This is a genomic window from Acinetobacter zhairuonensis (assembly GCF_022601715.1).
GTDB lineage: Bacteria > Pseudomonadota > Gammaproteobacteria > Pseudomonadales > Moraxellaceae > Acinetobacter.
In genome coordinates this window covers 154,684-180,436 of the sequence record NZ_JAKVIM010000006.1, presented here as the reverse complement: position 1 = coordinate 180,436, position 25,753 = coordinate 154,684, and the positions used below count along the sequence as shown (strand labels likewise).

The window sequence follows — 25,753 nt, the reverse complement described above, 5'->3', positions numbered from 1 at the left end:
AACAATCTAGAAAAAGATTACATGCTGCAAATAATGGATCTCAGCTTAGGCCATTACTTGATTGTATGGAAATATCACTCACCATTCATTGTACTTTATAAAACGATCATTTAGTCTGATGAAGTCGCTGTGAGAAATACTAAGTGTTGAGGCTTAGTATTTCTCTGCATTATTTAACTAGGGCTGAAACACTCAGTTGAAGTTCTTGAGCTTGAAATTGAACATTTGTAATGATGATAGCTGATTAAAAGCATAATAAAAGCAACTGCAAAGAAAATAGAAGCGAATACATACAAATTCAATGGTGATATACCTGCATCAAGAAAGTAACCAGCTCCTAAAGGTGCTAAAATGGCACCAAATCTTCCCATACTAATAGCAAGCCCAACACCTGTTGCACGGATTTCTGTTGGGTAAGTTACTGTAGATAAAGCATATAATCCTGCGACACATCCATTCGCCAGCATTCCCACTAGAATACCTACCCAAAGCGCATAATTATAAATATTCGATACCACGATAAATAAAAGAATTGCTATCGCTGTTGCGACTAGAAAGATTGCTAAAATTTTGTGAATCTGAAACCGTGAACTTATACTTCCCATTAGGATGGCACCTAAGATACCACCAATGTTTAGAAAAATGCCTAAATTTACGCCCTGCTCCATACTCATTCCAGCCATAGCTAAAATTTTAGGTGTCCAGCTCAAAATAAAATAGAATCCTGCCATAATCATAAAAAAAGCAATCCATAAACAAATTGTCTGGGTTGCCAATTGCGCTAGGAAAAGTTTTTTGATTGATGTTCTTTGCTCGGTTAAAGTAATAGCTGGCATCTCTACCAAAGGTGTCAGTCCAATTTTAGTACCAATTTTATTAATTCTCTCCAATGCATATTTGGGTTGTTTAACGGCTAGATATTCAAGAGACTCAGGCAATATCTTCAAACAAATCAAAAATACTGAAAAAGTTAATCCACTACCTAATAAAAAAACACTACGCCAACCATGTAAAGCAATTAAATAATAGGCAATCATTCCTCCCAGTACAGCACCAACAGCATATCCCATTGATAATAAACTGACGGATAGACTTTTCCATTTTAATGAAGAAAACTCATTCGCAACGACACTGGCATTGGTTAAGATACCACCAATGCCTAACCCTGTAATTAAGCGGCAGGTTGCTAACTGAAAAGCATTTTGTGAAAAAGCGCTGAGTAACATTCCTGAACCACAAATAAATAAACAAATTAGAATAATATTGCGACGACCAATTTTATCCGCTTGTGGTGCAAGTATAAATGAACCTAATGCCATCCCGATAAAGCCAATACTTAGCAGAATTCCTAACATCGAACTTGAAATTTGCCAATCTGCGGAGACGGATGTTGAAGTAAATGCCATTACCATGACATCGTAACCATCTACAATATTTAATAATATACAAAGTGCTACGATGAACCACTGATAGAGATTCATTTTTTTTTGACCTAATTCTTCTTTTAAATCCATAATTCATTCCTTGAAAAAATTTTAATTAATTTTTTAAACAGCTAATCTAAAGCTGAAAGTTATTCAAAGAGAAAATTGCAGAACAACTTTCTGCTGGGTCTTATTGATCACTCAAGCTAATCATTGAGTTTTAGCCGAAATTATTAAGTATTTATTGCATCAATTCTGTAGCTGGTTTTTCCATATTTGTGATGGAATTAAAACCCAGCCATCAAATAACGCCCGTGCAGTACGCACAAAACCACATCCAGTTACTGAGCCAGACCAGTCCCGTTTTAGCAAAACAGTGAAATGTCCTGAAGGATGCTCAATATCCAATCTCTGTTCAGATTGGTCTACACATCGAACAATTGAATTCGCTACGCTCTCAGGCAGAATGCATGCAGTTGCTACACTGGTAGCACCAAATACACCAATCGCACTGTGACATTGATGTGGAATAAAACTTCTTGTATTAATCGCTCCTCCTGCCTGTGCCGATGAAATCAAACACATTTTGGGTATTGTTTTTTCAGTCACATCTCCAAGGTTCATCATGTGACCTGCTTTAAGTCGGATTTTTTCCAATTGTGCTTTTAATACATGGTTTTGATCGAGTTCCTGTGGTGTTTCATTACCATGACATCCCAAATCTTGAGCTTGAATGAGAACAACAGGCATTCCGTTATCAATACACGTCACACTAATGCCATCTATCTCATCTTTAACTTGACCCGTGGGTAATAATTGTCCACAAGTTGAACCAGCAATATCAGCAAACTCTAAAATAATTTCTGCTGCAGGCTCTCTTACTCCATCAATATAGGTCTCACCCACATAATCCAATTTAGCATCGGGAGTCTGAATACTGGCATATGCCAATTGCTCAGTATTCTGCATAAAGACCCGAACCGTGGTAATCGTTTCTTGAGTTTTTATCAATCCGCGTTCGATAGCAAAAGGTGCTACTCCTGCTAAAATATTGCCGCAATTTTGTCCATAATCAACTTTGGCCTGATCTACATTGACCTGTGCAAATAAATAATCAAGATCAGCATCTTCACGTAATGAGCGCTGTACAATTGCAACCTTACTGGTCAGAGAATTTCCACCTCCAATACCATCGATTTGTCTAACATCCGGTGAACCCATAATTGCCAACAAAACCTGATCTCGCAATTCAGCGTCTTGAGGCAAATCTTGTGCTAAAAAATAAGCCCCTTTCGAGGTTCCTCCACGCATTAATAAACAGCGGATTCTGGTTTGCATGGCTATAGCTCCAAATCTTCTAAACGCTCTACATAGCGTAAGCCTTTTTCTGCCAACCGAGGTCGCATCTCGTAGATATCAAGTCCCAGTTCCCCCAGAGCCATACGCTGTCTTTTCGATTCTTCCAAATGCATACGCTGTTGGCTTTTCTTTTCCACATTAAGTGCTTCTTCGCGTCTTACAACGACTACCCCATCATCATCTGCAACAATCACATCACCGGGATTTACCAACTGATCCGCACAAACTATTGGGACATTAACTGAACCCAGTGTTTCTTTAACAGTTCCTTGTGAATAAATAGCGCGTGACCACACATGAAAACCCATTTCACGTAAAACCTGACTATCTCGGATACCAATATCACCAACCAAACCCACCACACCGCGAGCCTGCATTGAAGTTGCCAGTAAATCGCCAAAGAAACCGTCATAACATGGAGAAGTTGGAGAGACTACAATAATATCTCCAGGCAAACATTGTTCTACTGCCACATGGAACATCCAATTATCGCCTGGTGCTACCAAAAGCGTCACTGCCGAACCCGAAATGCAAACACCCTGTTGGATCGGACGTATCCTTGGTGCCATCAGACCTTTACGACCTTGCGCTTCATGGATAGTCGCAACACCATATTGAGCCATAGATTTAATGACTTGTTGATCAATACGATCAATCTGACGAACAACTACACCTTTATGACCAAGAATATTCATTCTAAGTTCTCCGTCACACGAGGAAATATGCTTTGGTATCCTTCGGCATAGACGATGTTTTTAGCTGCGGTAATTCCAATATTACGTTTTGCCTGAACACCACGTTGTAAAGCTACACGCGTATAATATTCCCAAAGGTGTTCCTGTCCCTGCATACATTGAATTGCTTGATATTTTTTCTCCCATACGCTGGTTATGTCCAGTAGCACATCAGGTTTCCAGTTACATTGTTCTGGTTGGTGAGGTTCAAAGCAGTAAAAAGGTGGCGCGGCTATAATTTTTTCACCAGGATTGTGCCCTTCTGCTTGAGCAATTATGCGTGCTTCCTGAGCTAAATGCGTTGCGCGTGGATGATCATAATTATAAGGGTCATGTAAAGAATGACTTAATACAAATGAAGGTTGCAGACACCGATATATTTCAGCCAATTTAAATAAAACATCTTTATCTGTAATCAGTGGATAATCACCTAGATCTAAAAATTCAATACTAGCACCCAAAATTTCTGCTGCTGCTTGAGCTTCTTGCTGCCGAACCTGTTTTACTTTTTCTTCGGTCATATTCGGTTGACGCCATAATTTGGCTGATTCACCGCGTTCTCCAAAAGACAAGCATACAATATGCATCTGTGTTCCCTGTGCTTGATGTAAAGCAATTGCTCCACCTGCACGCCATACAAAATCAGCCGAATGTGCACTAATAACTAATCCTGTTTTTTGCGCTGTCATGTTTCATCCTTAATCTCTGAAGTTGACGAAATAGTGACATGGGGCTACGCACTTTGAACAATTCAATTGACTTTTCCTGATATGAGTTTTATTTATAGGCTAGCAATCAAGAGAATTGAGAAAATAATTTTGAATCATGAAAAAAACTTTAATATCATGCAACTACGTTTTTTCATTGAAGTTGCAAAACTGCAAAATATTTCAAAAGCAGCAGAAAATTTATTCCGCACACAATCTGCGGTGACACGAGGAATCTTGCAATTAGAACAACAGCTCGCAGTACAATTGTTTGAAAGACACCCTCAGGGTGTTTTACTGAGTGATGCTGGTCACTATCTTTTACCTCGGGTACAAAATGGTATCGCTTATTTGCAAAAGATCGCCGATCTGGTGAAGCACTCTTTTACGGATTCACAGCGCAAACATCCTATTTCTGAACCCTTTTTTTTATACAATCACCAACGCCTTCAAATTTTTCTGACCCTGTGTTTAACCAAAAATATGAAAAGCACTGCTCAACTGCTACATTTGACCCAACCCGCAGTGAGTGCAGCGATTAAAGTTCTTGAACAATCACTCGGTATGAAATTATTCGAAAGAAGTGTGCAGGGATTAAAAGCCACCACCTTTTGTGAATTATTGAGACAACAGGTTCAGCTCTGTTTTAATGAACTTAGACCATTACATGATGATTTACGGACCTTTCAAGGACAAATACGGGGAAGTGTGCATATTGGAACACTGCCATTAATTCGCGTAGAGGTCTTGCCACAAGTGATTGGCCAAATGAGTTTTGACTATCCTGCCATTCATTTTGTAACTTATGAAAGTGCGTATGAAATTCTGAGTGCCCAGCTTCGTGTAGGCGATATTGATTTTATATTAGGTGCAATACGGCCTGATCAAGGAAGTGCCGATTTTAGCCAGAAAATATTGTTTTCAGAAGATATGGTCATTGTGCTAGGTAAGCAGCATCCCCTGCTTAATCAACCAATTGATGAAATTCAATTAACTGACTTAATGGATTTCCCTTGGATTCTACCAAGAGCAAACACACCATCACGAGAATTGATTCAAAAAAGTTTCGATACTTTGGGCTTAACTGCCCCTATACCGACTATTGAAACTGGAGATCAAACACTGGTTCGTGGTCTTTTACAGTCTTCATCATTATTGGCAATTGTCTCACATTCGCAGATGAGACAAGAGTTGGAACAGGGTCTAATTTTACAATTACCCATTCGGCTGCCAAATACGCAACGTGATATCGGGATCATTTACAGAAAGCATGCCATCTTAAGTCAAGCAGCACAACTTTTTCTTGATAACATACTGAATTATAATTACAAATATTAGTTAAACTTGAGCTAACATAAATAAAATTCATACCTATTTTAATGAATAGAATTAGTCATTCTTATCAAAAGTAACAATACTGCTTCTAATTCAAAGTACACAGGGAAAATAACGTGGCAAAAATAATTTGTGGAATCGGAAGTTCACATGTTCCAACGATTGGTTTGGCTTATGACAAAGGCAAACAAACTGATCCCGCCTGGAAACCATTATTTGATGGTTATAAACCGATTGCACAGTGGTTAATTGATAAAAAAATTGATGCGCTCGTCTTTTTTTATAATGATCATTGTTCGACTTTCTTTTTTGATTTTTACCCTACGTTTGCATTGGGTGTGGGTGAGTCTTTTCCTGTTGCGGATGAAGGTGGAGGCGCGCGTAACCTTCCTGACATACGTGGGAACGTTAAATTACAGGCTCACATTGCCGAAAGTCTGGTCAATGACGAATTTGATTTAACGATTTTTCAAAACAAACCGCTCGATCATGGCTGTGCTGCCCCTCTTCCACTGCTTTGGTCACCTGTACCAGATTGGCCTGGAGTGATCGTTCCTATTGCAATCAACGTTTTGCAATATCCATTACCCACTGGTTTACGCTGTTACAAACTAGGACAAGCCATTCGCAAAGCGATTGAGAGTTATCCAGAAGATTTGAATGTTGCTGTAGTGGGTACAGGCGGTTTATCTCATCAAATTCATGGAGAGCGTACTGGTTTTAATAATACAGAATGGGATCACGAATTTTTACAACTATTACAACATGATCCTCTAGCGCTTACTCAACTGACTCATAAAGATTATATCGAGCGCGGTGGTGCCGAAAGTGTAGAACAAATTATGTGGCTGGCAATGAGAGGCGCACTTGGGGATCATATTGAACAAAAGCACCTCAACTATTATCTGGCAACAACGACTGCCATGACAGCGGTACTTTATGAAGTTAAATAAGCTAAGGAATGCAACATGAATCCACAACTTCAAGGAATAGAAAACATTGAAGGCACTTATGTCTTTGATCTAATCACAAGTAACAATCGATTGAAAATTAATACTTTTTTTTGGAATATGACCAAGCAAGAATGGAGAGAACGTTTTATAAATAATCCAGATCTAGTTATGACCGAAGCTGGGCTAACCGCTCATGAAAAGCAATTAATTTTAAATCAAGATTGGTTAGGGTTAGTACGACATGGTGTCAACTTTTTTGTACTGGAAAAATATGCGCGCGTCCTAAAAAAAAGCAATATGGAGGTCTATGCCATTATGCGTGGTGAATCTTTAGAGGATTTTTTAAAAACTCGTCTGGTTCCAGACCTAAAATAAGGCAAATAACATGAAACCTAAACTGATATTTCTATCAGGATTGTTGTGTGACGCAACGATATGGTCCAAACAGCTTGATTTCTTTTCTTCTAAATATGAAGTTTGTGCTGTCGATTTCCGTGATCTTGATAACTTTCAAGACATGGCTCAAAAAGTCATAAAGCTCATAGACTCATCATGTACCGTAATTGGCCACTCTATGGGGGCAAGAGTTGCTTTGGAAGTTTATAGACTGGCTCCGCAACAGATATCTCAACTTGCACTGCTAGATTTTGGTATTCATGGGACAATGCCAGGTGAAGCAGAAAAACGCATTGCATTAATCGAAGCTGTACGTACAAACGGAATAAAATATCTTATTCCTCATTGGCTTGAACCCATGATGCATCCTCAAAATATACGCGTTACAGAGATCTTTGAACCTATGGAAAATATGGTGCTTTCTCAGACGCTAAATAGTTTTCAGGCTCAAATTTATGCCCTGCTTCATCGACCAGAAGTAAAAGAACTTTTTGCTCAAATTAATGTCCCTTTATACTTGGGCGTTGGTCGTGAAGATCAATGGAGTACACTTTCACAACATCAAGCCATGCTTGAATTGAACCCTACTGCACAATTAAACATTTATGAACAAAGTGGCCATATGTCACCAATAGAAGCAGCAGAACAAGTGAATCAAAGTCTAAAAGAATGGTTGAAAAAATATTCATGAACAATCCCGAACCACATATTCAGGCTCAAATTGAGCATTTAATTCGATATTTTGCTTATTTAAATGATCAAAAACAGTATGAAGAACTCATTCAACTCTTTACTGAAAATGCAAGCTATACGCGGCCTAGTCAGCCTGACCAGATTATCTTGGGGAAAACTGATATTTTAGATTCATTTATCAATCGTCCACAAAAGAAAACTCAACATGTTGTCGGTAATATTTTACTCGACCAACAGTCGCCTGATTTAATCATTTCACATAGTCAAATTGTGTTATATAGCGGCCGTGAAAATAAAGAACTCGATATGATTGTAGTTGGTGGTTTTAATGATAAAGTTATTCTAAATCAAGGGCGATGGTATTTTAATGAACGCCGCGGATTCTTAAATTTTAAACATCACTTTACGTCATAATCATAATAGTCAAAATAATGTTAAGTGAATAAAAATTTGATACTTTAATAATATTGAATATTTATTAAGGTTAATTAATTTATGATAATATTTTTTAAAAGGATTAATTTAATACTAATCCTTTTTTTATTTAAATTTTTATTTTAAAAATAAAAACTATTCACAGATATAAAATTAAAAATATAGTTGACACATCAACATAATCAAATTAAATTAACCATTATGCATTATTTGATCAAAATGCAAGCAAATGGATCCATAGCAAAAAATTCAGATTTAAAAAAATTTTCCACCTAAGGAATAGGTGTGATTGAACAAAGGAAACAGAAATGATGATCAAATATACAAGTATCGCCCTTGTAGGTATGGCTACGTTATTTACGACTGTAGGGAAAGCAGCTCCAAATGGTAACCCAACTATTCCTGGTGGTGTTACTCAATTTTTTATTGCGGATTTTCCACCTATGTCAGGAAACTATGCGCAGTTTTCATCTAGCTATACAACGGCAGAGAGTGCTATAGACCAAAACGGTGACAAAAAAGCTGACATAGATTTGACAGTTAAAGCCCAAACCCTACGATTAATGACCGTATGGGATAAAAAATTACTGGGAGCTGATATTGTCGCGTCAGAGATGATTGGTACTTATGTAGATTTAGATAATACGATCTACACTCCCTATACAAATATCGAGATTGCTGATAGTGGATTAGCTGACGTATTAATCGAGCCCCTAATCCTGCAATGGAATAAAGGCGATCGTAAGCAATGGAAGTTTGTAGCGGGAGGAGGCCTTGTTGTTCCTATTGGCTCGTACTCAAAAAGTCACAAAGCGAATGTCGCCGCGCACTATTACTCTTTGGCTCCACGATTTGCAGCAAAATATCAAACTCAATCCGGTATCGAAATTGGCTTAAGCCCAATGTTTAACTTCAACTGGGAAAATGAAGATTCAAACTACCGTACAGGGAATGAGTTAACTTTAGACTATGTTATTAATCTAAAAAGAAATAATTGGCGATATGGTATTACGGGTTTCTATTACACCCAATTCGAAGATGATGAACAAGATGGAAACACTATTGCGAATTCAAAATCTGAAGCTTTTGCAGTAGGTCCAGCCATTCAGCATCAGTTCATGAATGGCAAAGGTCCTTTAGTGAGTGCAAATTGGATGAAAGAAATTTATAGCCGTAATCGTTCAGAAAGTGACACTTTTATGTTGTCTGTAGCAGTTAAATTCTAATTCTAACCCAGTCCCAACTTTCACTTTCATTCCAGTTTTTGCAAGAAAACTGGATCAAGTTTGATCACTCTAAAATTCAATACGCTAAGGAAAGATCAAGTATGAATCAGATTAATTCTAAAAAAAGTATATTTGCCTTAACTGTAAGTCATTGTGCTGGCATGCTCGATGCTATTGCACTGCCTATCTGGATCAGTGTACTCATGACGGTTTACATGTTTGATTCACAACAGTCTGGATTGTTAGTCACAATGTTCCTAATCGCCGTGACGATTTCGAGTGTTATATTTTCTGCTAAATTTAATCTACTCAGACCGCATAAGTGGGTATATATAGGCTTTTTCATAGCAGGTCTATGCTTTTTGGGGTGCACACAAACGGACACCTTTGGAAGCTTGGCCATTCTCCATTTTTTTGGTGGTTTTGCTGTAGGAATGTCTTTAAGTTTAGCCCATGGCACGATGGGACGTAGTCAAAACCCACACCGAATTTTTGGCATTGCTGGTATTGCAATTGGTATTTTCGGTCTATTATTCATGATTGGTGCTCTACCTATCATCCAACATTGGGGCGGTCGATATCTGTTTTTATTTTTAGGCAGCATTATGTTTGTTGCGAGTGCAATAACCTTATTTTTGTTCCCTAAAAAAGAAAAAGATGCTTTTCAAGTCACTCAATCCTCTGCATTGCTGCCTAAAACCAAACTTTCATCAACCGTCTGGCTTGTGATCGCAGGTGTTGTGTGTTTAACAATTATTCAATCAATGACCTTCAGTTTCTATGAACGGATTGGAATAGCAGAAGGATTCGGTCAAAAAGCAGTAGGTATGGCTCTAATTATTTATGGCATCATGGCACTCTTTCCCGCTCCTTTGGCAACCGTTTTACAATATCGTATCAAGCCTACTTCCGTTATCTGCATTGCTCCTATTTTACAAGCTATTAGCGTAATGTTTATTGCGCAAAGTTCAAATTATTTACTGTATGTCATTTTCGGTTCTGTGATGATCATGGTACTTATTTTCTCACATACCTTTATTTTTGGTTTACTTGCTCAACTTGATCCCACTGGTCGTGCAGCTGCCGCAACACCAGCGATGTTAATGTTTGGTACTGCGATTGGCCCTATTTTAGGAGGAAGTATTGTTAAGTTTTATGGTTTTCCTGCACTCGGTTATGCTGCAATAATATTGGCTGGAATCCAATTTATGTTATTTAGACGTGCAAGCTTTCAGATTTATCATCCCAATAAATCATCAACCAGTTCATTGAAATCAACATAATATATAATATTAAAATTGTATTAAAGATCCGCCTTAGGGCGGTTTTTTATTTGCATAAATAACATTCATTAAAATATATAATGCTATCTGGCGCATATTAAGTAAAATAATTAATCCCATCCCTATTGGGGAATATATTTTTGATATTTATCTTGGTAATCAATATCTATATTAATTCAGAAAAATTATTTTATATTAATGATCACTGAAGTTTTCTTGTGGATTGATAAATCTGATTGATGATTAAAATTAAATAAACCTAATTTTTAATATTAAATTACCAGTAGACAAACCTAAGTAATATTTTAAAAATAGTACTTCATGTGACACCATTTCAAAAATGTATTACTGAAAAATATGTAATTTAAAGAAAAATAAATTAAACTGCTTATGTAATTTTATAATGCTAAATATATATTGAATCAATTGTAAATTAACAATAAAGCTTCGAATTCAAGCAGAAATTAATTAAAATTTCATAGAAAAACAAGACAATATTTTTTCTAGAAAACAATCTAATCATTAAGATAAGTTATCTGTAAAAGAAATCTGAAAATTTAAGAGGCAGCTGAAGTGATCAAATTGTAATGCACAAAATTATTGGATTTTTTGCTGAGGTTATGTATTTAAATGATATTTTTCCAAGAATTGGTATATTTAAATTTGTGATGCAGTTTCGAGAATTTATAAGCGAGGGATATATAGAATAAGATGATTTGGAAAAGTTCAGCTTTCGAATGCGTATGAGCAAATAACTCGTCATAATCAAACGGAAAGCTGACTCAATATTGTTTAATTTAAAAAATATTTAATTAATTTTTGTAAGGAAACGAGTTTTAATTTCTCCAAAAACAGGTTGATTATCAACATCATAAACTTTCATTTCAATCACTTCACCTGACTGAATAAATGTACTTTTTGCTTGCCCTGTTTCAAGTATTTCAAGTGCAAGTCCTTCAGCCAAACAGGCTGATCCAACTGTTTTGGCATCGATGTTCGATACAGTACCAGATCCTATAATTGTGCCAGCCTTTAAATTACGGTTATAACTTAAATGTGTGATTAATTCACTAAATGAATAATTCATTTCAGCCCCATTGGGATGACCAAATAATTCAGAATTACGATATACATTTAGATCCAGCTGTACTTTGTCATTTTCCCATGCGTTGCCTAACTCATCTGGTGTGACTGCAACTGGCGCAAATATTGTTGCAGTTTTAGCCTGAATAAAGCCAAATCCCATTTTTATTTCACGTTTTAGTAAATTACGCATACTTACATCATTCATAAGCATAATTAATTTGATATTTTTACTGATCTCAGCTTTTGAACTTCCCATAGCTGTATCAGAAACAACCACAGCAAACTCGCCTTCAAAGTCACATTGATCTTCAGCTTTAATAAATTCGTAATCTGCATAGGCAGGTCTAAAATCATCACTTTGACGTTGAATCAGAATTGGGACACCTTCAGGCTCCTCATTTTCGACTTTGTAAGCCGCTTTCATAATCTTACCGTGATTTAAAAATGCTGAGCCATCTACAAACTGATAACATCGTGGTAAGGGAGCAAGGGCATGTGTAGGATCGAATGGAAAACCAGCACTGATATCATCATTGAAAATTTCATAGGCTGCTTTTAATTGATGTTCGATTTGATCCCAGTTTTCAAGTAATTGGATTAAGCTGCTATATGAGGAGATTTTTTGTGCACGGCTTAAATCTCTCGAAACGAAAACAACTTCGCCATCGCGAGTAGCATTCGGTAATGATGCAAATTTCATCAACAATATCCTTTTATAAATAAGTCAACTTTTCCTTTAAGTTGACTTTTTATGTGTATATTCAGTTCGAATTTATTAATTATCTATTTCACAGTTAACTTAAATTCGCTCACGTAAACGTTGCATCGTTTGGATCATGATATTCCGATGTTCTTCAGGAGAGCCTTGAGATATCTCAATTTCTCCAAGACGGGTGGAGCTTGAAATAACCAAATTTGCTCGGTCAAAATGTCGGGCTTGATATTGTTTAAATGCATCTTCTATAGAGTCAGCTCGCGCAAGTTCCTCCGCCAAAATAATGCCTCCTTCAATTGCCAATCCTGCTCCAGACGCTAGATGCGGCGTAGTACTGTGTACAGCATCACCTAATAATACGACACGATCTTTATACCAAGGCGTTTCAATGAGGTGAGTGTATAAAGGTCGATAAATAATATCTTTTTCTTCAATTTCTCCTTCATCGATTTTTTGTTTTATTCGAGTTAACGGATCACCAAATTCAGCAAGTAGTTTTGCTAATCGTTGAGGCCATTCATTTTGAGGAATTGCTTCATCTTGCTCATGATGATCCAAAACGAACAAATAACTCTCTTCTTTACTGATAGGTGTCATTCCAGCTTTGAGTGTTTTACCTACATACATTGTAAGATGTTCGAAATAGCGCGGGATCACAATTCGCCAAGACCCCTGATGAGTAAATTTTAAGCCTTTATAATCAGGATAAATATTTTTACGCACCTTAGAATGAATACCATCTGCGCCCACCACGATATCGTAATGTCGCCAATGATTTTCCCCTGTTAACTGAATATCCACTCCATCTTTGTGATTTTGAAATTTTTCAACTGTATTGGATACAATGACATTTACACCTAATTCACGTAATCGGGTTTCTAAGATGCTGGCAAGTTTTGTCCTTAAAATTCCAGCATTATGATTCTTTAAATCTTCAGCACCAATTGCAGGCAATACAGGTGCTTGCATAATCTTATGCCCTTCTGCAGTCCGTAATTCAATTAAGCTAAAACTTCCTGCAATCTCTAAAACCTGATCAATGACCCCTATTTCCTTAAGCGCACGTAATGTTGCTGCACTTAAAGAAATACCCGCACCTAATGGCTTGAGGGTATCACGCTGCTCAATCAAATCGACCTGATAGCCTTGTTTGCTTAATTGGATGGCAGCACACATTCCACCAATACCACCACCAATAATTGCAATTTTCAAAATCCCTTTCATTTTATTTTCCTTATATATGACTAGTTGTACCGTTTAAATGTTCCGCAAGCCAATCTGCGACATAGGCACCTGAATTTAATGGATTATCAACTGAGCTATGTTCAACGCCCCCCATTTCATCTGTTATGACTAAGAGTTCTTTATCTATTGAATTAGTAAGCTGCTCATACGTTTCATACGCATATTTAAGGGGAATTTGACGATCTTTTTCACCATGTGTTACTAGGAAAGGGACTTTGATCCGATCCAAGATGCCATTGAGATGCATGTTTTCTGCGATTTCAAAAAACTCTTCTGAATTTTTGGCCCCAAAAACCCATTCAACATGTTTCCAGTAATGTGGCACTGGATTTTCACCTTCTCGCTTCAAACGTGCTTGTTGTACCGCACGCCAGTCATGATTCGCTCCCCAAATCGCAGCACAGCAAAAACGTGGTTCAAAAGCAACTGCACGTGGGCAGTAGTATCCACCTAATGAAATACCGAATGCTGCTATTCTGTTATGATCAATATTGGGTTGTTCAACTAACCAATCGACAATTTTTGATGCCCAAATTTCTGAATTATAAACAGCGGGCATATTTTGAAAACGAATTGCCTCACCTGTTCCTGGTTGATCTACAGCGAGTATTGAAATACCACGATCCAGTAAATTGTTGACTAAGGGGTTACAAATCATTAATTCTTTGGTCGAGTCTAAGCCATTCATCATGACCACAATTGCTTCCTTCTCACCCTCAGCCAGACCACGCCCACGAGCGTAAATCGCACTAATATGCGTATCCTGATAAGGAATTTCTACACGTTTTGAACCATCGTTTTTATATTGTCGTGATTTCTCAAAAATATCTAAATACCGTTTATAGGCATCCATGCGTTCAGGGCTACCCTGCTCTTGCATACGCTCAGCAATTAAATAATATAATCCTGCACGATGATATTTTTCGCCAGCTGAAATATGACGTTTTTTAGCAACATCATTTTCAGCCATCCGAACTAATTTATCCGCACCTTCACGCCATGCATGAAGAAATTCAACTGTACCAATATCTGCATCGGTTGAAGATTTTTCTAACAATGGACGACAAAAGACATCAATCTCACCAATACTTCCACCATGCGTTGCAGCAATGATAGTCGACATACTCCAAATATAATTTTTAGGAAAATAAATAAACATTCAGGTTAACCTCTAAAATCAATTAATAAATTATTTTCAATATAAATCGCACCATCGAGCACAAAATGTTCGATTCTGGTTAGATACTGTCCTTGACAAGGACCTGCAAAGCAGTGCCCGTCTAACTTGTCAAAATGGGCCGAATGGGCATAGCACACAATGTGAGAGCCACTAGTCGCAAGAAATTGATCTTTTTTAAACTCAAGCGGACGGTGGTGATGTGGACAATCATTAAGCCAAACACGAACCTGCTTCTGGTGGTAAGTCACAAAGATCTGATCATTTCGATTATCAAAAGAAATTCCTTTAGCTTGTTTTTCTGATAATTCTGCGACGTAAGCAATAAAAGTCTTATCACTCAATCTCATGCTCCAGGTGACCACTTTTTCACATGTTCAAATAAGAATACTTGTGATGTGTCAGCAGATGTTGGCAAAGCACGTGGCTGCCAAGTGTCATCATGGATATCCATATCTGCATCAAATTCGATCGTTCCGCCGAATGGGCTGTTGAAATACCAGAAGAAATTACTTCCCATAATATGGCGACCCGGACCCCAAAAGCTTTTATAGCCTTTTTGGGCAAAATCCCATCCATTTCTAAAGACTTCGTACCCACTACCAAAATGAAACGTAAAATGGTTAAGACCAACCATATGCGGGTTAAAACTTTGTACTAGAAATAGTGAATGATGTTCTTGAGAACCAGCGGGACGCATAAATGGCCCTAGGTTAATAAATCGATCTGTAGTTCTAAAGCCTAAACGATCTGCATAAAATGCTTCAGCTTTATTATGATCTGGCACAAAATAAACCACATGAGATAACGAGCGTGGAGTACGAGGATGATCTTTATCTAGTACGCCAAGTTCGTTTAAAGCACGCCCTGGTGCTTGTCCTGGAGCATTAATACCGACATGAGGGGCAATAATCTTACGACGTCGTGTAATACGAAAACCAATTGCAAATCCGCTGTCATCAATTGAATGCACGGTGCCTTCTTCATCGATACTCACAACACGATCTTTAGATAGTTCAGCAGTAATCTTTTCTAGTTCTTCTTGATCTGGAACTCCATATACAGTTTCACGTATATTTGGCGATGGTGCATTTGGTGCTGGTAATGATGGATCCGTATCAAGTTTGAATACGATAGTACTGCCATCGAGTGCTTCATATACTCCACCTGATGCATTCTTTTCGACTCGAATTAAACCGTAATCCAAAAGATATTGATGACAAGCTTCTAAATCCGTTACGCCAAAAATAAGACTTTCCAAGCCTAATATATTCATTTCATTTCCTTATATATTTTACAAATTAACTAAACAGGTCACTCACCTGAAGTCTATCGGTCTATTTTTTATAGCACACATTGTTGATGTGTCAACTATATCTGGAATAATAAATTTATTAAGTTGACATATCAACAATATCTAATTTATTTTAAGATGAAATACCAATTATTGGCATAACCATTAAATAGTTTAACTCACCCTTTTGACATGGATAGCAACCGATGGAAATACAAAATCTTATTAAAAATCTAAAGTTTATTGATCTTTCTGTATCTTTACAGAATAACCCTTATACGGATCCCCCACCGTTACTACCTCAGATTGATTATTTTGATCATAAAGAAGGTATAGATGAAATGATTGCAAACTTTCCAGGACTGGATATTGCGGATATACCTGGACAAGAAGCCTGGGCTGGTGAATTTCTGAAAATCACGACGCACAGCGGCACTCATATGGATGCTCCTTGGCATTACAGTTCAACCACTGATGGAGGAAAACCATCATATGGTATTGATGAATTACCTTTAGATTGGTGTTTACGTCCTGGTATTAAACTTGATTTTCGTCACTTTGAAGATGGTTATGTAGCAACGGCTAAGGATATTCAGAATGAATTAGATCGGATCGGATATACTTTAAATCCACTTGATATCGTTTTAGTGAATACTGCTGCGGGTGCAAAATTTGGGGAACCTGAATATTTAGATACAGGATGTGGAATTGGACGTGAAGCTACACTTTGGATGTTAGAGCAAGGAGTACGTGTTGTGGGTACGGATGCTTGGAGCTGGGATGCACCATTTAGTTTTACGCGGCAACGCTTTATGGAATCTAAAGATGCTTCCATTATATGGGAAGGGCATAAAGCTGGTCGTGATATTGGCTATGGGCAAATGGAAAAATTGTCTAACTTAGAAAGTTTACCAGCCTTTGGTTTTATGGTTTCCTGCTTTCCTTATAAAATTAAACATGCCTCTGCTGGCTTTGTTCGCGCAGTCGCAATTCTGTAGTCCAAAATTATTTATAGAAACCATTTATAAGTAAATGGTTTCTATATCTCTCTTTTAGTTCCAGTATTTACTTATTCTTATTTATTTCTGGGAATCTAGTTGTTTCAAATATTTCGATCAAGAAACTATAGGTCTAGCTCAATAAATAAAAAAACCTTATAGAAGTTTATTTCTATAAGGTTTTTTTTACATCTGATCAACTTTATTACGGAGTTTTTTAAGAAGATGAAAGAGTTGATTTTTTTCTGCTTCATCAAGCTCTTCAAGGAGTAGCTGTTCTCTTGCAATTGCAAAGTCTGCTGCAACTTCATAAAGTTGTTTTCCAGATTCAGTTAGATTTAAGACATAAGCGCGTTTATCCGTGTTATCACCATCTACACTAATATATTTCTTTTCTTCCAACTTTTTCACAGTGCGGCTCACCGCAGCTTTATCTAGACCTAAGAGGTCGCTGACAATTTGCAAAGAGCTGTTCGGATTACCTGATAAGACTGCTATTACGCGCCATTCCATCATGCCAATGCCAAAATTTTGTGTATAAGCAGTGCTCGATTTCAACATGAGCTTATTGGCGAGCATATTGATTTGGGCTGTCGCATGACGGTCAATAATAATTTTTTGCATTGATTAGAATATTTGCATAAATAAGGGATAAATTATACATGATCAATAAATAAAGGTATATTTAACTGAGTAGTTAAATGTACCTTTGATCGTTGATATTAAAATCATTATAAGATAACAACTGCGCGGACAAAGCGAGCAGAAGTATGCTTTATCAAATTAAAGTAATTTTTAACCCTAAGTGGTTGTGAATTTTGTTTTGTTGCAAATAACTACTAATGCTAAGTTTAATACTGTCAACTTCAGGAAATGTTGGTCGAACGTTGCTTGAAAGTCGATCACACTACTATAAGTAATACCAAAGAGACCTAAGGAAAAAACATGTCAAAATCAGCTTTATTAGTTATCGACTTACAAAATGAATATCTACCTACAGGTAAATTACCTTTGGCAGGTATTGAACAAGCTGCTGAGAACGCAGGAAAAGTGATTGCTAAGGCCCGTCAAGAGGGTACTCAAGTGATTCATGTCCAGCATATTGCTAATGCGGAATCTCCTATATTTGTGCCTAATTCGAATGGTATTGAATTTCAGGATACAGTTAAGCCACAAACTGATGAAAATGTGGTCATTAAAAATCAAATCAATGCTTTCTTAAATACGAATCTCAAAGAAATTTTAGATACCAATGAAGTGACTGAGTTAGTTGTGATTGGTTCCATGAGCCATATGTGTGTGGACGCTGCTGTTCGTGCTGCTTCGGATTTTGGCTATAAAGTTAAAGTTATTCATGATGTTTGTACAACGCTCGACTTAGAATTTAATGGCGTCAAGGTACCTGCTAGCCATGTCCATGCAACATTGATGGCCGCTTTTGAATTTGCTTATGCTCAAGTGATATCAACTGAAGATTATATTGGCTAAAGATTAAGATTTTCTAAAATTAATATAATATGAATGATCCGAAATTATTCAGACATCAAAAAAGCCCAACATCATGTTGGGCTTTTTCGTATGCGCTGTTTAGGTATAACTCTTGTTTTTAGGCTCATTAGGTTCATGAATCTAGATTATTAAAATTAACTCATATTTTGGCATATATAATTGAAAGGTATAAATAAACTTTAAAAAATAATTTATAAGCCAGATTTCAGGTAAACATAAGTTAAATATGATATCCAAGACTGTTGTAGCCTACACAATGCAGTTGCTGTTACAGATCAGCATCATGAACATGAAAAATTGTATTCATGATGCTGAGTACCTTAAGTAACATAATATTCGTTATACCGAAATCCGTCGCTATCTCATAAGATAGATATGATGATCTAATTTTTTTATACTATCCAAAGAACAATAAAATTAATCATCTAAAGCAACCTTATAATAATTTCGAAACAAACTAAAACATCTAATAAAGATAGATAATAAAACCAATAAGTCCAAAATATCTTATGTTGTTATATAAAACTTAAATTTTACCAGCATCTTATTGCTGAAGTTACTCAAAAACTCTCCCCCATTTCATGCATGTTGTTAGAGTATTTTTTAGAATTTTGTGGTACTCAGAAACGAGAGCAGATCTGTAACCCCATTCCCCCATCACGGTTTCGATGTGGAGTAAAACTATTTCAGATTCAAACGCACGGTAGCCCATCTAGGATGAGCTCAGTAGCTCTATCGAAAAAAAGTTACCAGTTATTTAGTTGCAGGAATTTACAGCATGAATAAAGTGTACAAAATAAGGAGCAAGGGAATTTAAGGTATGAAAGAAACGTTAATGAAATCCGTCGTCTATAAGAGTTATTAATATTATAAAGTATTTTAATTCAATGGCTTATAACTAAAATTAAAAAGACCTCAAAGCGAAAGAAGCCTTAAGAGACTGAAGTGAAGATCTTGGGAAAGATGAATAATAATATTTTAAAGAAAAAAGGGATATTTGCCCTTTCCTTTTGTCCTCGTCGATATGTCGCATAACGAAACTAGGCTGTTTAATCCGACACGCCGAATATTTGAAATAATTACCCCCATATCAGGAGAGGGATTCTTTGTTCATCATCAGAAATAGCGCCGTGATGACCGATCCAGCTTGTCTGATATTGATCATATAAAGAGTTAGAATCCACTAATCCATATTGATTTTTACTCACAACAATTAAATCACCTAGTCTATGATTAAAAGATGAGTTTTTTTGTGTACCAAACATTTGGTTATCAATCGCATTTTGTTTGCTATAAATATTAAAGTTTTCGCCTAAATAACTGTGCCATTTAATTAAATTAATATCTTTTGCATATTCAGGTTTTAAATATATATGCCGAGCACGAATATCACCACAAAGGAGGTGTGTTTCCTTTTTAAGCTCTGTTATTTTATTAAAATCAATCATATTATTACGATCTATATTTATCATTCCATGATCAGCTGTAACTATCAAAACAGCATCATTCGGAATAACCTTACGAATCTTTTCAACAATAGATTCTAGTAAAATAAGTTCATCTTTCCACTCTTTTGAGCCTGCCCCATACAAATGTCCCACATAGTCTAGATTTCCGAAATATATATATGAAAAACTCCTCTCGGCAGTTCCTCTGGATTGGCTTAATTGATTCACTAAGAGTGTATCATTCTCATAACTATAAATTTCAGCATCTGAAAATACCTGTTTAGTAAATTCAGAATCTGCTATCTCAAAGGGTAAAAATGCGTTTATTTTTATTCCGTCATTATGCATGTCACTCCAAATACCTTTCGGAATCCTAATATCCGATTCTAAGAGCTGAATACTTGAATCTTGTGCACATAGATAGCTCCATCTAAGCGGACTAAAATATTTGTGATTATTGTAAAAAGCAGATCCAACTATGCCATGTTCAATTGGATCTAAACCTGTTGCCAATGATGTTAGACAAGTTGCTGTAGTAGAAGGAAAACCTGATGCAATTGTTTTATGGTCATTAAAAGTTTTAAGAAAGCTTAAGTCAGATTTATTCTCAAAAAATAAATTATCAGATAGCCCGTCGATTAAACATAAAAAGTAATGTTTAGCTTCTGGAAGTTCAATGGGAGTAGATTCAAACTTAGATTTATTCAATTGAAATGCTACTGAATTAATAACATTTGCCAATCCAATGTTTTTTGTTCTCATAAAATTTCTTCCTGTTACTCATTTTTATTTAATCTAAATGAATTCATAAATTTAGTTAAGTCATTTAATCTCTTAAAAAATAATATAATATCTATCCAACATATAGATTAAGATTTTCCCAACGTCCTTGTTGTTGGGTGTCATTAGTAAATACTACGTCTTGCAATTCCGCAAGACGTTAAATATCAGTTTAAATATATTTATTTCTGCCAGCTAACATACCAGTATAAGCACCAAGTACAGCAATAACTGATGTCACTAATAAGGGAATTGACCAATCTCCGAACATATCAAATAGTTTACCTAATAGCATAGGACCTACGGCTGCAAGTAAATATCCTAAACATTGAGCCATACCAGAAAGTACTGCCGCATCTTGGGTCGATTTTGTGCGTAACACAATAAAAGTTAACCCTAGCATCATACTTGCCCCACAGCCAAAGCCTAGTAACATAGACCAAATAAAGGCAAATTTAGGTGCATAAACCAGACCGACAAATGAAATAGCTGAAAATAGACTCACAATAACTGCTGCTAATCTTTGATCTTTCATACGGCGTAGACTCGCAGCTAAAATCAGACCAGGAATAGCTGTAGCAAGTTGCAAAACTCCATGTAATGATCCAGCCTCAGCAGCAGATAAACCTTTACTCATTAAAATCGTTGGCAACCAACCTACCGCAATATAAAAAGGCATTGCGTTAAAACCCATGAATAAAGTTACTTGCCATGCTAAGGGAGATTTCCAAACACTACTACTAGACTGAGAGGCATTCGTTGCGACCTTTAAACTTTCATGATTCTTTAATTGAGGAATCCAGAATATTCCAGCAAGTAGCGGTGCTATCACAAATATAGACAGAGCAATATGCCATCCCCAAAGTTGGGTTAATGGAATTACAATCGTAGATGCTATCGCTCCACCAAGTCCCATAGTAATAGAATATGCCCCTGTTAAAGATGCGGCACTTTTAGAAAAGCTTCGCTTGATTAGACTAGGTAGCAATACGTTTCCAAAGGAAATTCCAATACCTATAAATAATGTGCCAGCATATAGCATCCATGAATATTGTCCTGACCGAATTAAAATTCCTAATGCGATAATAATAAGAGCACTAAAAAGAGTTCTCTCTATTCCAAATTTATTCGCTATAGATGCACTAATTGGAGAAAAAACTGCAAAAGCAATAAGCGGCAATGAGGTTAAAAAGCCAATCGCAGTAGTACTTAAATTAAATTCACTTTTGATCCATGATAAAACTGGTGCTATTCCCGTAAAAGGTAAACGTAAGTTCAAAGCAATAAGTAATATCCCTATACAAAGTAGTATGGCTTGATAATCATACTTAGTAGTCGACCTATTCATAAATCCAAATAAAATACCAAAAAAGCAATTTTATGGCATAGAATTATGGTGAAATATAGATAAATGGACAGAATATACCTATATCATGCCAAATCAACGAATATTCGTAAGCTCTATAAATGATTTTGATTCTGATCACTTCGAACAATCTACAATAGCGCTTCAACTTGCCCCAAACCTAAAAAAAATAGCACCACGTCAGCACAATCATAGAAAAGGTCAATTAATCCTATCTGTTCATGGTGCAGTGACTTGTGAAGTTCCAAATGCTTTATGGCTAGTACCCCCTCAACATGCTGTTTGGATACCGAGTGGAACAAATCATTGTTTTAAAGTGACTGAAAATGCTCAGATATATTTTTTATTCATTGAACCAGACGCTGCAAGAATGCCTATGGAGTGTTGCACAATCGCAATTTCCCCATTAATTCGGGAATTAATTATATATTTAGCACAACAAGATCCATCCTATCCTGCGGACGGACCGACAGCACGACTTGCTGCTGTATTACTTGAGCAACTATCTGATGCTCCAGTTAAGGAATTACACTTACCAATGACCAATCATCCTAAGATTCGGCATATATCAGATGCGCTTATTTCTGACCCAAGTAATCGAAACACGCTTAAACAATGGTCTGAAGAGCTTTCCACCAGTGAACGCTCCTTAGCGAGATTAATTGAGAATTCAACTGGTTTAAGTTTTGGAAAATGGAGACAACAGCTCTATCTTATGATTGCTTTAACCCAATTAGCAGAAGGACAATCGGTTCAAAATGTAGCAGGAAATTTAGGATATGATTCAGTTAATGCATTTATAACCATGTTTAAAAAAGCATTGGGGAAATCCCCGACTAAGTACTTTTCTTCACTCAATACTTAATAAAGACAATTGCTTAAACGATTATCTAAATGAAATATTTATTCATCCTTTACAGGACCATAATACGACATAAAGATATCAATTCCTTGTTCCACTCTTGTTTCAATTTCATCATCAGAAAGAATGGATCTAACCCCCAGTTTAATTTCTAAACTGGTGAAACCCAGCCATAAGCCTGTCAGATAATCTGCGGCGATATGTGGCTCACATCTTTTAATTTCACCTTTCGCTATTGCTTGAGAAAGGAGTGCTATAAGCATGTATTGCCCTCTACCAGGGCCAGCAGCAAAAAAACGTTCAGGCAACTGAGGGGATTTTACTGCCGCAGCAGCAATAAGACGATCCCAACCCAAAATCTCTCTATTATTAATAAAGCGGACATAACGCAAACCAAAAGATTTAAGTACCAAATTTAAAGGCATACTAAGACTTTGCTTAAATTGTTCGTCGCTAATTGTGAGGTCTGATTCATGTCTAATGACTGCTTCTAAAAGACTCTCTTTATCCGAGAAATGTGAGTAAACAGTAGATTTAGCAACACCAGCGTTTAATGCAATTGTATCAATTGTCACATCCAGTCCATACTCAAGAAAAAGCTTACGTGCCGATACAAGAATAGCCAGTTTTCTTGATGAGTCTTTTGGTCGACCTGGACCACGAGTTTTTTTAATTTCCATTAAGCTACCGATATAACCATGAATAATGCTCAATATAACTTAAAGATAAATAGTCACTATGATGCATACGAATTGACTAGTGAAGTCTTAAATTTTAGCGTTAAAAAATTGAAATAAAAAGAAATAATCTAGATAATTTTAAACTATAAATGGTAAGGAATAAGGTTTCAAATAGAGGACTGTTTTCAATAATATTGAACTCAGGATAGATTTTTCTCTTTTAAGGAAGGGACAAGGGAAAGAAATTTATTCGAAACAATCCCTACATCCAAACCTTATTTCAAGAGAAAATAACCTTTCATTTTAAGTTTAAATGAATGATTAATTACTTAGTATTTTATTGCGCCAATAATGGAGCTTAAAATTTAGAATTAAACTTCATTTAAAAGATGTTTTTCAAAACGCTTTATCTCTTCACTTACTTTTGGATTTTTAACGACATCATTCGTTATAAATGTTGCAAGGGGTTTCATGCCTAAAAATTGATTAGCTTTATGAAAATGGAGATAAACGCCATCAACCCCATACCCTTCAAAAAACTGCTCAGGGTCAGTAAAAGCCTCTAATGGTGCATTCCAAGTAAGAGATAACATGTACTTTTTATCGTGCAGTAAACCACCTGAACCATATTTGCGTGATTCATCAGATCTAGTACGACCATCACTTGCATAAAGCCTACCGTGACCTATTGTAAATACATCATCCATCCATTTTTTGACAGTCCAAGGCTCACCCATCCACCAACCAGGCATTTGATAGATTAAAATGTCACTATCAAGAATTTTTTGAATTTCTGATTCAACATCGTAATTACTATCAGCATGTGTGACTGTTACCTTATGACCGCTATCACTTAATAGTTTCTGAGCTGTACTAACATAAAGCTCATTTAGTTCACCTTTAGCAAAGTCAAAAGCCTTAGCACCATTAACAATTAAAATGTTACTCATATATTACCTTTTGGGAGAAAAAGAACATAAGTTGCTGATAAATAATGTTATTACTAAATTGATACCACCAGTAAAATATGTCTAATTAGCAAGCTATTTAGCTTAAAATCTACAATTAGACTACTAATAAGTATAGTTAATAGATAATGAAAGAGCAACATAGATCGGTTTTTAATCATCTTTGTGTGATTTAAGGTTTTGAATAGATTGAATTTAAATATAAATTTTAATATAGGATTTATAAATTCCTCTAATCTTGATTGTCTTTAGGTATATAAAATATTTAATACAGAACAAGATGATTTAGAGAGTTCTAGTTGTGCTTTTTCAACAGGATATATGTCTATTTAAATTGCTGATATATATTGATTTTATGTGATATTGTTGACATGGTTTCTCAAAAAGGTATTGATCGTTTTATAAGCTAATTTATATAGAAGACTTTACAGTATGGTAATTGATTTCTATACTCATGAGTCTGCTTATTGTCATCCTTATTGAGTCCTAATGATTGAAATCCTATCAAGTACGCTCTTTTTAATTGTTGCAAAAATTATTCTGACATTTTTCTTTTGGATTGCAGGAATTTATGGAATCGTTAATTTCCAAGAAATTGAAAAGGAAATGAAAGATGTCCAGCTTCCTTATCCAAGATTTTTTGCAGTAGCAACAATTTTTTGCCAACTTATGGGCTCATTGCTCATCATTCTTAATCCATATGGCTTTGGATGGATAGGTGCAGGCGCTTTGATTATATTTACCTTGCTAACCATTCCGTTAGGACATGCATTCTGGAAATTTGATGAGCCTCAGCGTACCTCGGAATTTCACATTGCATTAGAACATATCTCTTTAATTGGTGGATTAATGATAGCCGCTGCACTGTCCGTAATGTAGATATGTTTAAGTAAACTCAAACTGGAGGTCGTCTTAAAGGGATTGAAAAATTTAAGTGTGACTTGGAGATGCGGTTTGCCTAATTCAGTAAATTTATTCAATAAGGCTATGCGTACTTCTATCTCCTTGACCTGAATTGAAAAATACTTTGCCTATAATTTATTGATTAACAGTTTGTTGCAGTGCATTTTGTCGAAACCA

At 36.2% G+C, this 25,753-nt stretch carries 25 protein-coding genes and 1 pseudogene; 11 read left to right on the top strand and 15 right to left on the bottom strand.

Annotated features, from left to right (window positions below; all coding sequences use genetic code 11):
- Positions 1–173: 173 nt before the first annotated feature.
- From MKI85_RS06910 to MKI85_RS06895, 4 genes are all read right to left on the bottom strand, one after another.
- Positions 174–1,514 (bottom strand): MFS transporter, encoded by a 1,341-nt coding sequence (locus MKI85_RS06910; RefSeq protein WP_241626269.1) that lies wholly within the window; start codon positions 1,512–1,514, stop codon positions 174–176.
- A gap of 159 nt (positions 1,515–1,673) precedes the next feature.
- Complete coding sequence (locus MKI85_RS06905; protein WP_241626266.1) at positions 1,674–2,762, bottom strand: 4-oxalomesaconate tautomerase; 1,089 nt, start codon at positions 2,760–2,762, stop codon at positions 1,674–1,676.
- Positions 2,763–2,764: 2 nt separating this feature from the next.
- Complete coding sequence (locus tag MKI85_RS06900) at positions 2,765–3,478, bottom strand: 4-carboxy-4-hydroxy-2-oxoadipate aldolase/oxaloacetate decarboxylase (protein WP_241626264.1); 714 nt, start codon at positions 3,476–3,478, stop codon at positions 2,765–2,767.
- Positions 3,475–4,206 carry a PIG-L deacetylase family protein gene (locus tag MKI85_RS06895; protein ID WP_241626263.1) on the bottom strand — a complete coding sequence of 244 codons (732 nt, stop codon included), beginning with the start codon at positions 4,204–4,206 and terminating at the stop codon, positions 3,475–3,477. The genes MKI85_RS06900 and MKI85_RS06895 overlap by 4 nt, the downstream gene beginning before the upstream one ends.
- Positions 4,207–4,362: 156 nt before the next feature.
- Here MKI85_RS06895 and MKI85_RS06890 point away from each other — a divergent pair, with 156 nt between their 5' ends.
- The 7 genes from MKI85_RS06890 to MKI85_RS06860 all read left to right on the top strand — a co-directional run bounded on the left by MKI85_RS06890 (position 4,363) and on the right by MKI85_RS06860 (position 10,545).
- Entirely contained in the window at positions 4,363–5,562 is a 1,200-nt protein-coding gene (locus MKI85_RS06890) for a LysR family transcriptional regulator (RefSeq protein ID WP_241626261.1), read from the top strand.
- 113 nt (positions 5,563–5,675) lie between these two features.
- Positions 5,676–6,512 carry a gallate dioxygenase gene (locus MKI85_RS06885; protein WP_241626259.1) on the top strand — a complete coding sequence of 279 codons (837 nt, stop codon included), beginning with the start codon at positions 5,676–5,678 and terminating at the stop codon, positions 6,510–6,512.
- Positions 6,513–6,527: 15 nt separating this feature from the next.
- A complete protein-coding gene (locus MKI85_RS06880; RefSeq protein ID WP_241626257.1) occupies positions 6,528–6,887 on the top strand; it encodes a protocatechuate 3,4-dioxygenase in 360 nt (119 codons plus the stop codon).
- A 10-nt stretch (positions 6,888–6,897) separates the two neighbouring features.
- Positions 6,898–7,599 (top strand): alpha/beta fold hydrolase, encoded by a 702-nt coding sequence (locus tag MKI85_RS06875; protein ID WP_241626255.1) that lies wholly within the window; start codon positions 6,898–6,900, stop codon positions 7,597–7,599.
- A complete protein-coding gene (locus MKI85_RS06870) occupies positions 7,596–8,015 on the top strand; it encodes a nuclear transport factor 2 family protein (RefSeq protein WP_241626253.1) in 420 nt (139 codons plus the stop codon). The genes MKI85_RS06875 and MKI85_RS06870 overlap by 4 nt, the downstream gene beginning before the upstream one ends.
- Positions 8,016–8,344: 329 nt before the next feature.
- Entirely contained in the window at positions 8,345–9,262 is a 918-nt protein-coding gene (locus MKI85_RS06865) for a SphA family protein (RefSeq protein WP_241626252.1), read from the top strand.
- 101 nt (positions 9,263–9,363) lie between these two features.
- Positions 9,364–10,545: an MFS transporter gene (locus MKI85_RS06860; RefSeq protein ID WP_241626250.1), complete on the top strand. Its 1,182-nt coding sequence runs from the start codon at positions 9,364–9,366 to the stop codon at positions 10,543–10,545.
- A gap of 808 nt (positions 10,546–11,353) precedes the next feature.
- Here MKI85_RS06860 and MKI85_RS06855 read toward each other — a convergent pair.
- The 5 genes from MKI85_RS06855 to MKI85_RS06835 all read right to left on the bottom strand — a co-directional run bounded on the left by MKI85_RS06855 (position 11,354) and on the right by MKI85_RS06835 (position 16,044).
- Positions 11,354–12,331, bottom strand: coding sequence for a fumarylacetoacetate hydrolase family protein (locus MKI85_RS06855; protein WP_241626247.1), 978 nt, complete (start codon positions 12,329–12,331; stop codon positions 11,354–11,356).
- A gap of 99 nt (positions 12,332–12,430) precedes the next feature.
- Complete coding sequence (locus MKI85_RS06850) at positions 12,431–13,570, bottom strand: FAD-dependent monooxygenase (RefSeq protein ID WP_241626246.1); 1,140 nt, start codon at positions 13,568–13,570, stop codon at positions 12,431–12,433.
- A 10-nt stretch (positions 13,571–13,580) separates the two neighbouring features.
- Entirely contained in the window at positions 13,581–14,714 is a 1,134-nt protein-coding gene (locus MKI85_RS06845; RefSeq protein ID WP_241626244.1) for an alpha/beta hydrolase family protein, read from the bottom strand.
- A gap of 41 nt (positions 14,715–14,755) precedes the next feature.
- A complete protein-coding gene (locus MKI85_RS06840; RefSeq protein ID WP_413350973.1) occupies positions 14,756–15,118 on the bottom strand; it encodes a Rieske (2Fe-2S) protein in 363 nt (120 codons plus the stop codon).
- A complete protein-coding gene (locus MKI85_RS06835; protein WP_241626239.1) occupies positions 15,115–16,044 on the bottom strand; it encodes a VOC family protein in 930 nt (309 codons plus the stop codon). The genes MKI85_RS06840 and MKI85_RS06835 overlap by 4 nt, the downstream gene beginning before the upstream one ends.
- Positions 16,045–16,268: 224 nt before the next feature.
- On the opposite strand from MKI85_RS06835, the gene MKI85_RS06830 reads away from it, so the two are divergent.
- Positions 16,269–17,060: a cyclase family protein gene (locus MKI85_RS06830; RefSeq protein ID WP_241626237.1), complete on the top strand. Its 792-nt coding sequence runs from the start codon at positions 16,269–16,271 to the stop codon at positions 17,058–17,060.
- A gap of 186 nt (positions 17,061–17,246) precedes the next feature.
- Here MKI85_RS06830 and MKI85_RS06825 read toward each other — a convergent pair whose 3' ends face one another.
- Positions 17,247–17,684 carry a MarR family winged helix-turn-helix transcriptional regulator gene (locus MKI85_RS06825; protein ID WP_241626235.1) on the bottom strand — a complete coding sequence of 146 codons (438 nt, stop codon included), beginning with the start codon at positions 17,682–17,684 and terminating at the stop codon, positions 17,247–17,249.
- A 321-nt stretch (positions 17,685–18,005) separates the two neighbouring features.
- Here MKI85_RS06825 and MKI85_RS06820 point away from each other — a divergent pair, with 321 nt between their 5' ends.
- A complete protein-coding gene (locus MKI85_RS06820) occupies positions 18,006–18,548 on the top strand; it encodes a cysteine hydrolase family protein (protein ID WP_241626233.1) in 543 nt (180 codons plus the stop codon).
- 1,100 nt (positions 18,549–19,648) lie between these two features.
- Here MKI85_RS06820 and MKI85_RS06810 read toward each other — a convergent pair.
- Together MKI85_RS06810 and MKI85_RS06805 are read right to left on the bottom strand one after the other, a co-directional pair.
- Positions 19,649–20,779, bottom strand: a complete 1,131-nt coding sequence (locus MKI85_RS06810) for an alkaline phosphatase family protein (protein WP_241626232.1) — start codon at positions 20,777–20,779, stop codon at positions 19,649–19,651.
- 190 nt (positions 20,780–20,969) lie between these two features.
- Positions 20,970–22,076, bottom strand: a complete 1,107-nt coding sequence (locus MKI85_RS06805) for an MFS transporter (RefSeq protein ID WP_241626230.1) — start codon at positions 22,074–22,076, stop codon at positions 20,970–20,972.
- A 154-nt stretch (positions 22,077–22,230) separates the two neighbouring features.
- Between MKI85_RS06805 and MKI85_RS06800 the strand changes: the two genes are divergently transcribed.
- On the top strand, positions 22,231–23,028 hold the full coding sequence (locus MKI85_RS06800; protein WP_241626229.1) for an AraC family transcriptional regulator: 798 nt from the start codon (positions 22,231–22,233) through the stop codon (positions 23,026–23,028).
- Between the two features lie 38 nt (positions 23,029–23,066).
- On the opposite strand, the gene MKI85_RS06795 is transcribed toward MKI85_RS06800, so the two are convergent.
- Both MKI85_RS06795 and MKI85_RS06790 read right to left on the bottom strand, forming a co-directional pair.
- Positions 23,067–23,705 carry a TetR/AcrR family transcriptional regulator gene (locus MKI85_RS06795; RefSeq protein ID WP_241626227.1) on the bottom strand — a complete coding sequence of 213 codons (639 nt, stop codon included), beginning with the start codon at positions 23,703–23,705 and terminating at the stop codon, positions 23,067–23,069.
- Positions 23,706–24,076: 371 nt separating this feature from the next.
- The gene (locus MKI85_RS06790; RefSeq protein WP_241626225.1) at positions 24,077–24,655 is read right to left on the bottom strand and encodes an NAD(P)H-dependent oxidoreductase; all 579 of its coding nucleotides are present in this window, start codon (positions 24,653–24,655) and stop codon (positions 24,077–24,079) included.
- Positions 24,656–25,162: 507 nt separating this feature from the next.
- Here MKI85_RS06790 and MKI85_RS06785 point away from each other — a divergent pair.
- Entirely contained in the window at positions 25,163–25,552 is a 390-nt protein-coding gene (locus MKI85_RS06785) for a DoxX family protein (protein ID WP_241626223.1), read from the top strand.
- 59 nt (positions 25,553–25,611) lie between these two features.
- Here MKI85_RS06785 and MKI85_RS06780 read toward each other — a convergent pair.
- Positions 25,612–25,746: pseudogene (locus tag MKI85_RS06780) on the bottom strand (IS5/IS1182 family transposase); the annotation flags it as partial.
- Between the last annotated feature and the right edge of the window lie 7 nt (positions 25,747–25,753).

Bases quoted from the DNA above. Each gene is read 5' to 3' on its own strand.
- MKI85_RS06910 (WP_241626269.1), bottom strand. From the start codon at position 1,514: ATGGATTTAAAAGAAGAATTAGGTCAAAAAAAAATGAATCTCTATCAG.
- MKI85_RS06905 (WP_241626266.1), bottom strand. From the start codon at position 2,762: ATGCAAACCAGAATCCGCTGTTTATTAATGCGTGGAGGAACCTCGAAA.
- MKI85_RS06900 (WP_241626264.1), bottom strand. From the start codon at position 3,478: ATGAATATTCTTGGTCATAAAGGTGTAGTTGTTCGTCAGATTGATCGT.
- MKI85_RS06895 (WP_241626263.1), bottom strand. From the start codon at position 4,206: ATGACAGCGCAAAAAACAGGATTAGTTATTAGTGCACATTCGGCTGAT.
- MKI85_RS06890 (WP_241626261.1), top strand. From the start codon at position 4,363: ATGCAACTACGTTTTTTCATTGAAGTTGCAAAACTGCAAAATATTTCA.
- MKI85_RS06880 (WP_241626257.1), top strand. From the start codon at position 6,528: ATGAATCCACAACTTCAAGGAATAGAAAACATTGAAGGCACTTATGTC.
- MKI85_RS06875 (WP_241626255.1), top strand. From the start codon at position 6,898: ATGAAACCTAAACTGATATTTCTATCAGGATTGTTGTGTGACGCAACG.
- MKI85_RS06870 (WP_241626253.1), top strand. From the start codon at position 7,596: ATGAACAATCCCGAACCACATATTCAGGCTCAAATTGAGCATTTAATT.
- MKI85_RS06865 (WP_241626252.1), top strand. From the start codon at position 8,345: ATGATGATCAAATATACAAGTATCGCCCTTGTAGGTATGGCTACGTTA.
- MKI85_RS06860 (WP_241626250.1), top strand. From the start codon at position 9,364: ATGAATCAGATTAATTCTAAAAAAAGTATATTTGCCTTAACTGTAAGT.
- MKI85_RS06855 (WP_241626247.1), bottom strand. From the start codon at position 12,331: ATGAAATTTGCATCATTACCGAATGCTACTCGCGATGGCGAAGTTGTT.
- MKI85_RS06850 (WP_241626246.1), bottom strand. From the start codon at position 13,570: ATGAAAGGGATTTTGAAAATTGCAATTATTGGTGGTGGTATTGGTGGA.
- MKI85_RS06845 (WP_241626244.1), bottom strand. From the start codon at position 14,714: ATGTCGACTATCATTGCTGCAACGCATGGTGGAAGTATTGGTGAGATT.
- MKI85_RS06840 (WP_413350973.1), bottom strand. From the start codon at position 15,118: ATGAGATTGAGTGATAAGACTTTTATTGCTTACGTCGCAGAATTATCA.
- MKI85_RS06835 (WP_241626239.1), bottom strand. From the start codon at position 16,044: ATGAATATATTAGGCTTGGAAAGTCTTATTTTTGGCGTAACGGATTTA.
- MKI85_RS06830 (WP_241626237.1), top strand. From the start codon at position 16,269: ATGGAAATACAAAATCTTATTAAAAATCTAAAGTTTATTGATCTTTCT.
- MKI85_RS06825 (WP_241626235.1), bottom strand. From the start codon at position 17,684: ATGCAAAAAATTATTATTGACCGTCATGCGACAGCCCAAATCAATATG.
- MKI85_RS06820 (WP_241626233.1), top strand. From the start codon at position 18,006: ATGTCAAAATCAGCTTTATTAGTTATCGACTTACAAAATGAATATCTA.
- MKI85_RS06810 (WP_241626232.1), bottom strand. From the start codon at position 20,779: ATGAGAACAAAAAACATTGGATTGGCAAATGTTATTAATTCAGTAGCA.
- MKI85_RS06800 (WP_241626229.1), top strand. From the start codon at position 22,231: ATGCCAAATCAACGAATATTCGTAAGCTCTATAAATGATTTTGATTCT.
- MKI85_RS06795 (WP_241626227.1), bottom strand. From the start codon at position 23,705: ATGGAAATTAAAAAAACTCGTGGTCCAGGTCGACCAAAAGACTCATCA.
- MKI85_RS06790 (WP_241626225.1), bottom strand. From the start codon at position 24,655: ATGAGTAACATTTTAATTGTTAATGGTGCTAAGGCTTTTGACTTTGCT.
- MKI85_RS06785 (WP_241626223.1), top strand. From the start codon at position 25,163: ATGATTGAAATCCTATCAAGTACGCTCTTTTTAATTGTTGCAAAAATT.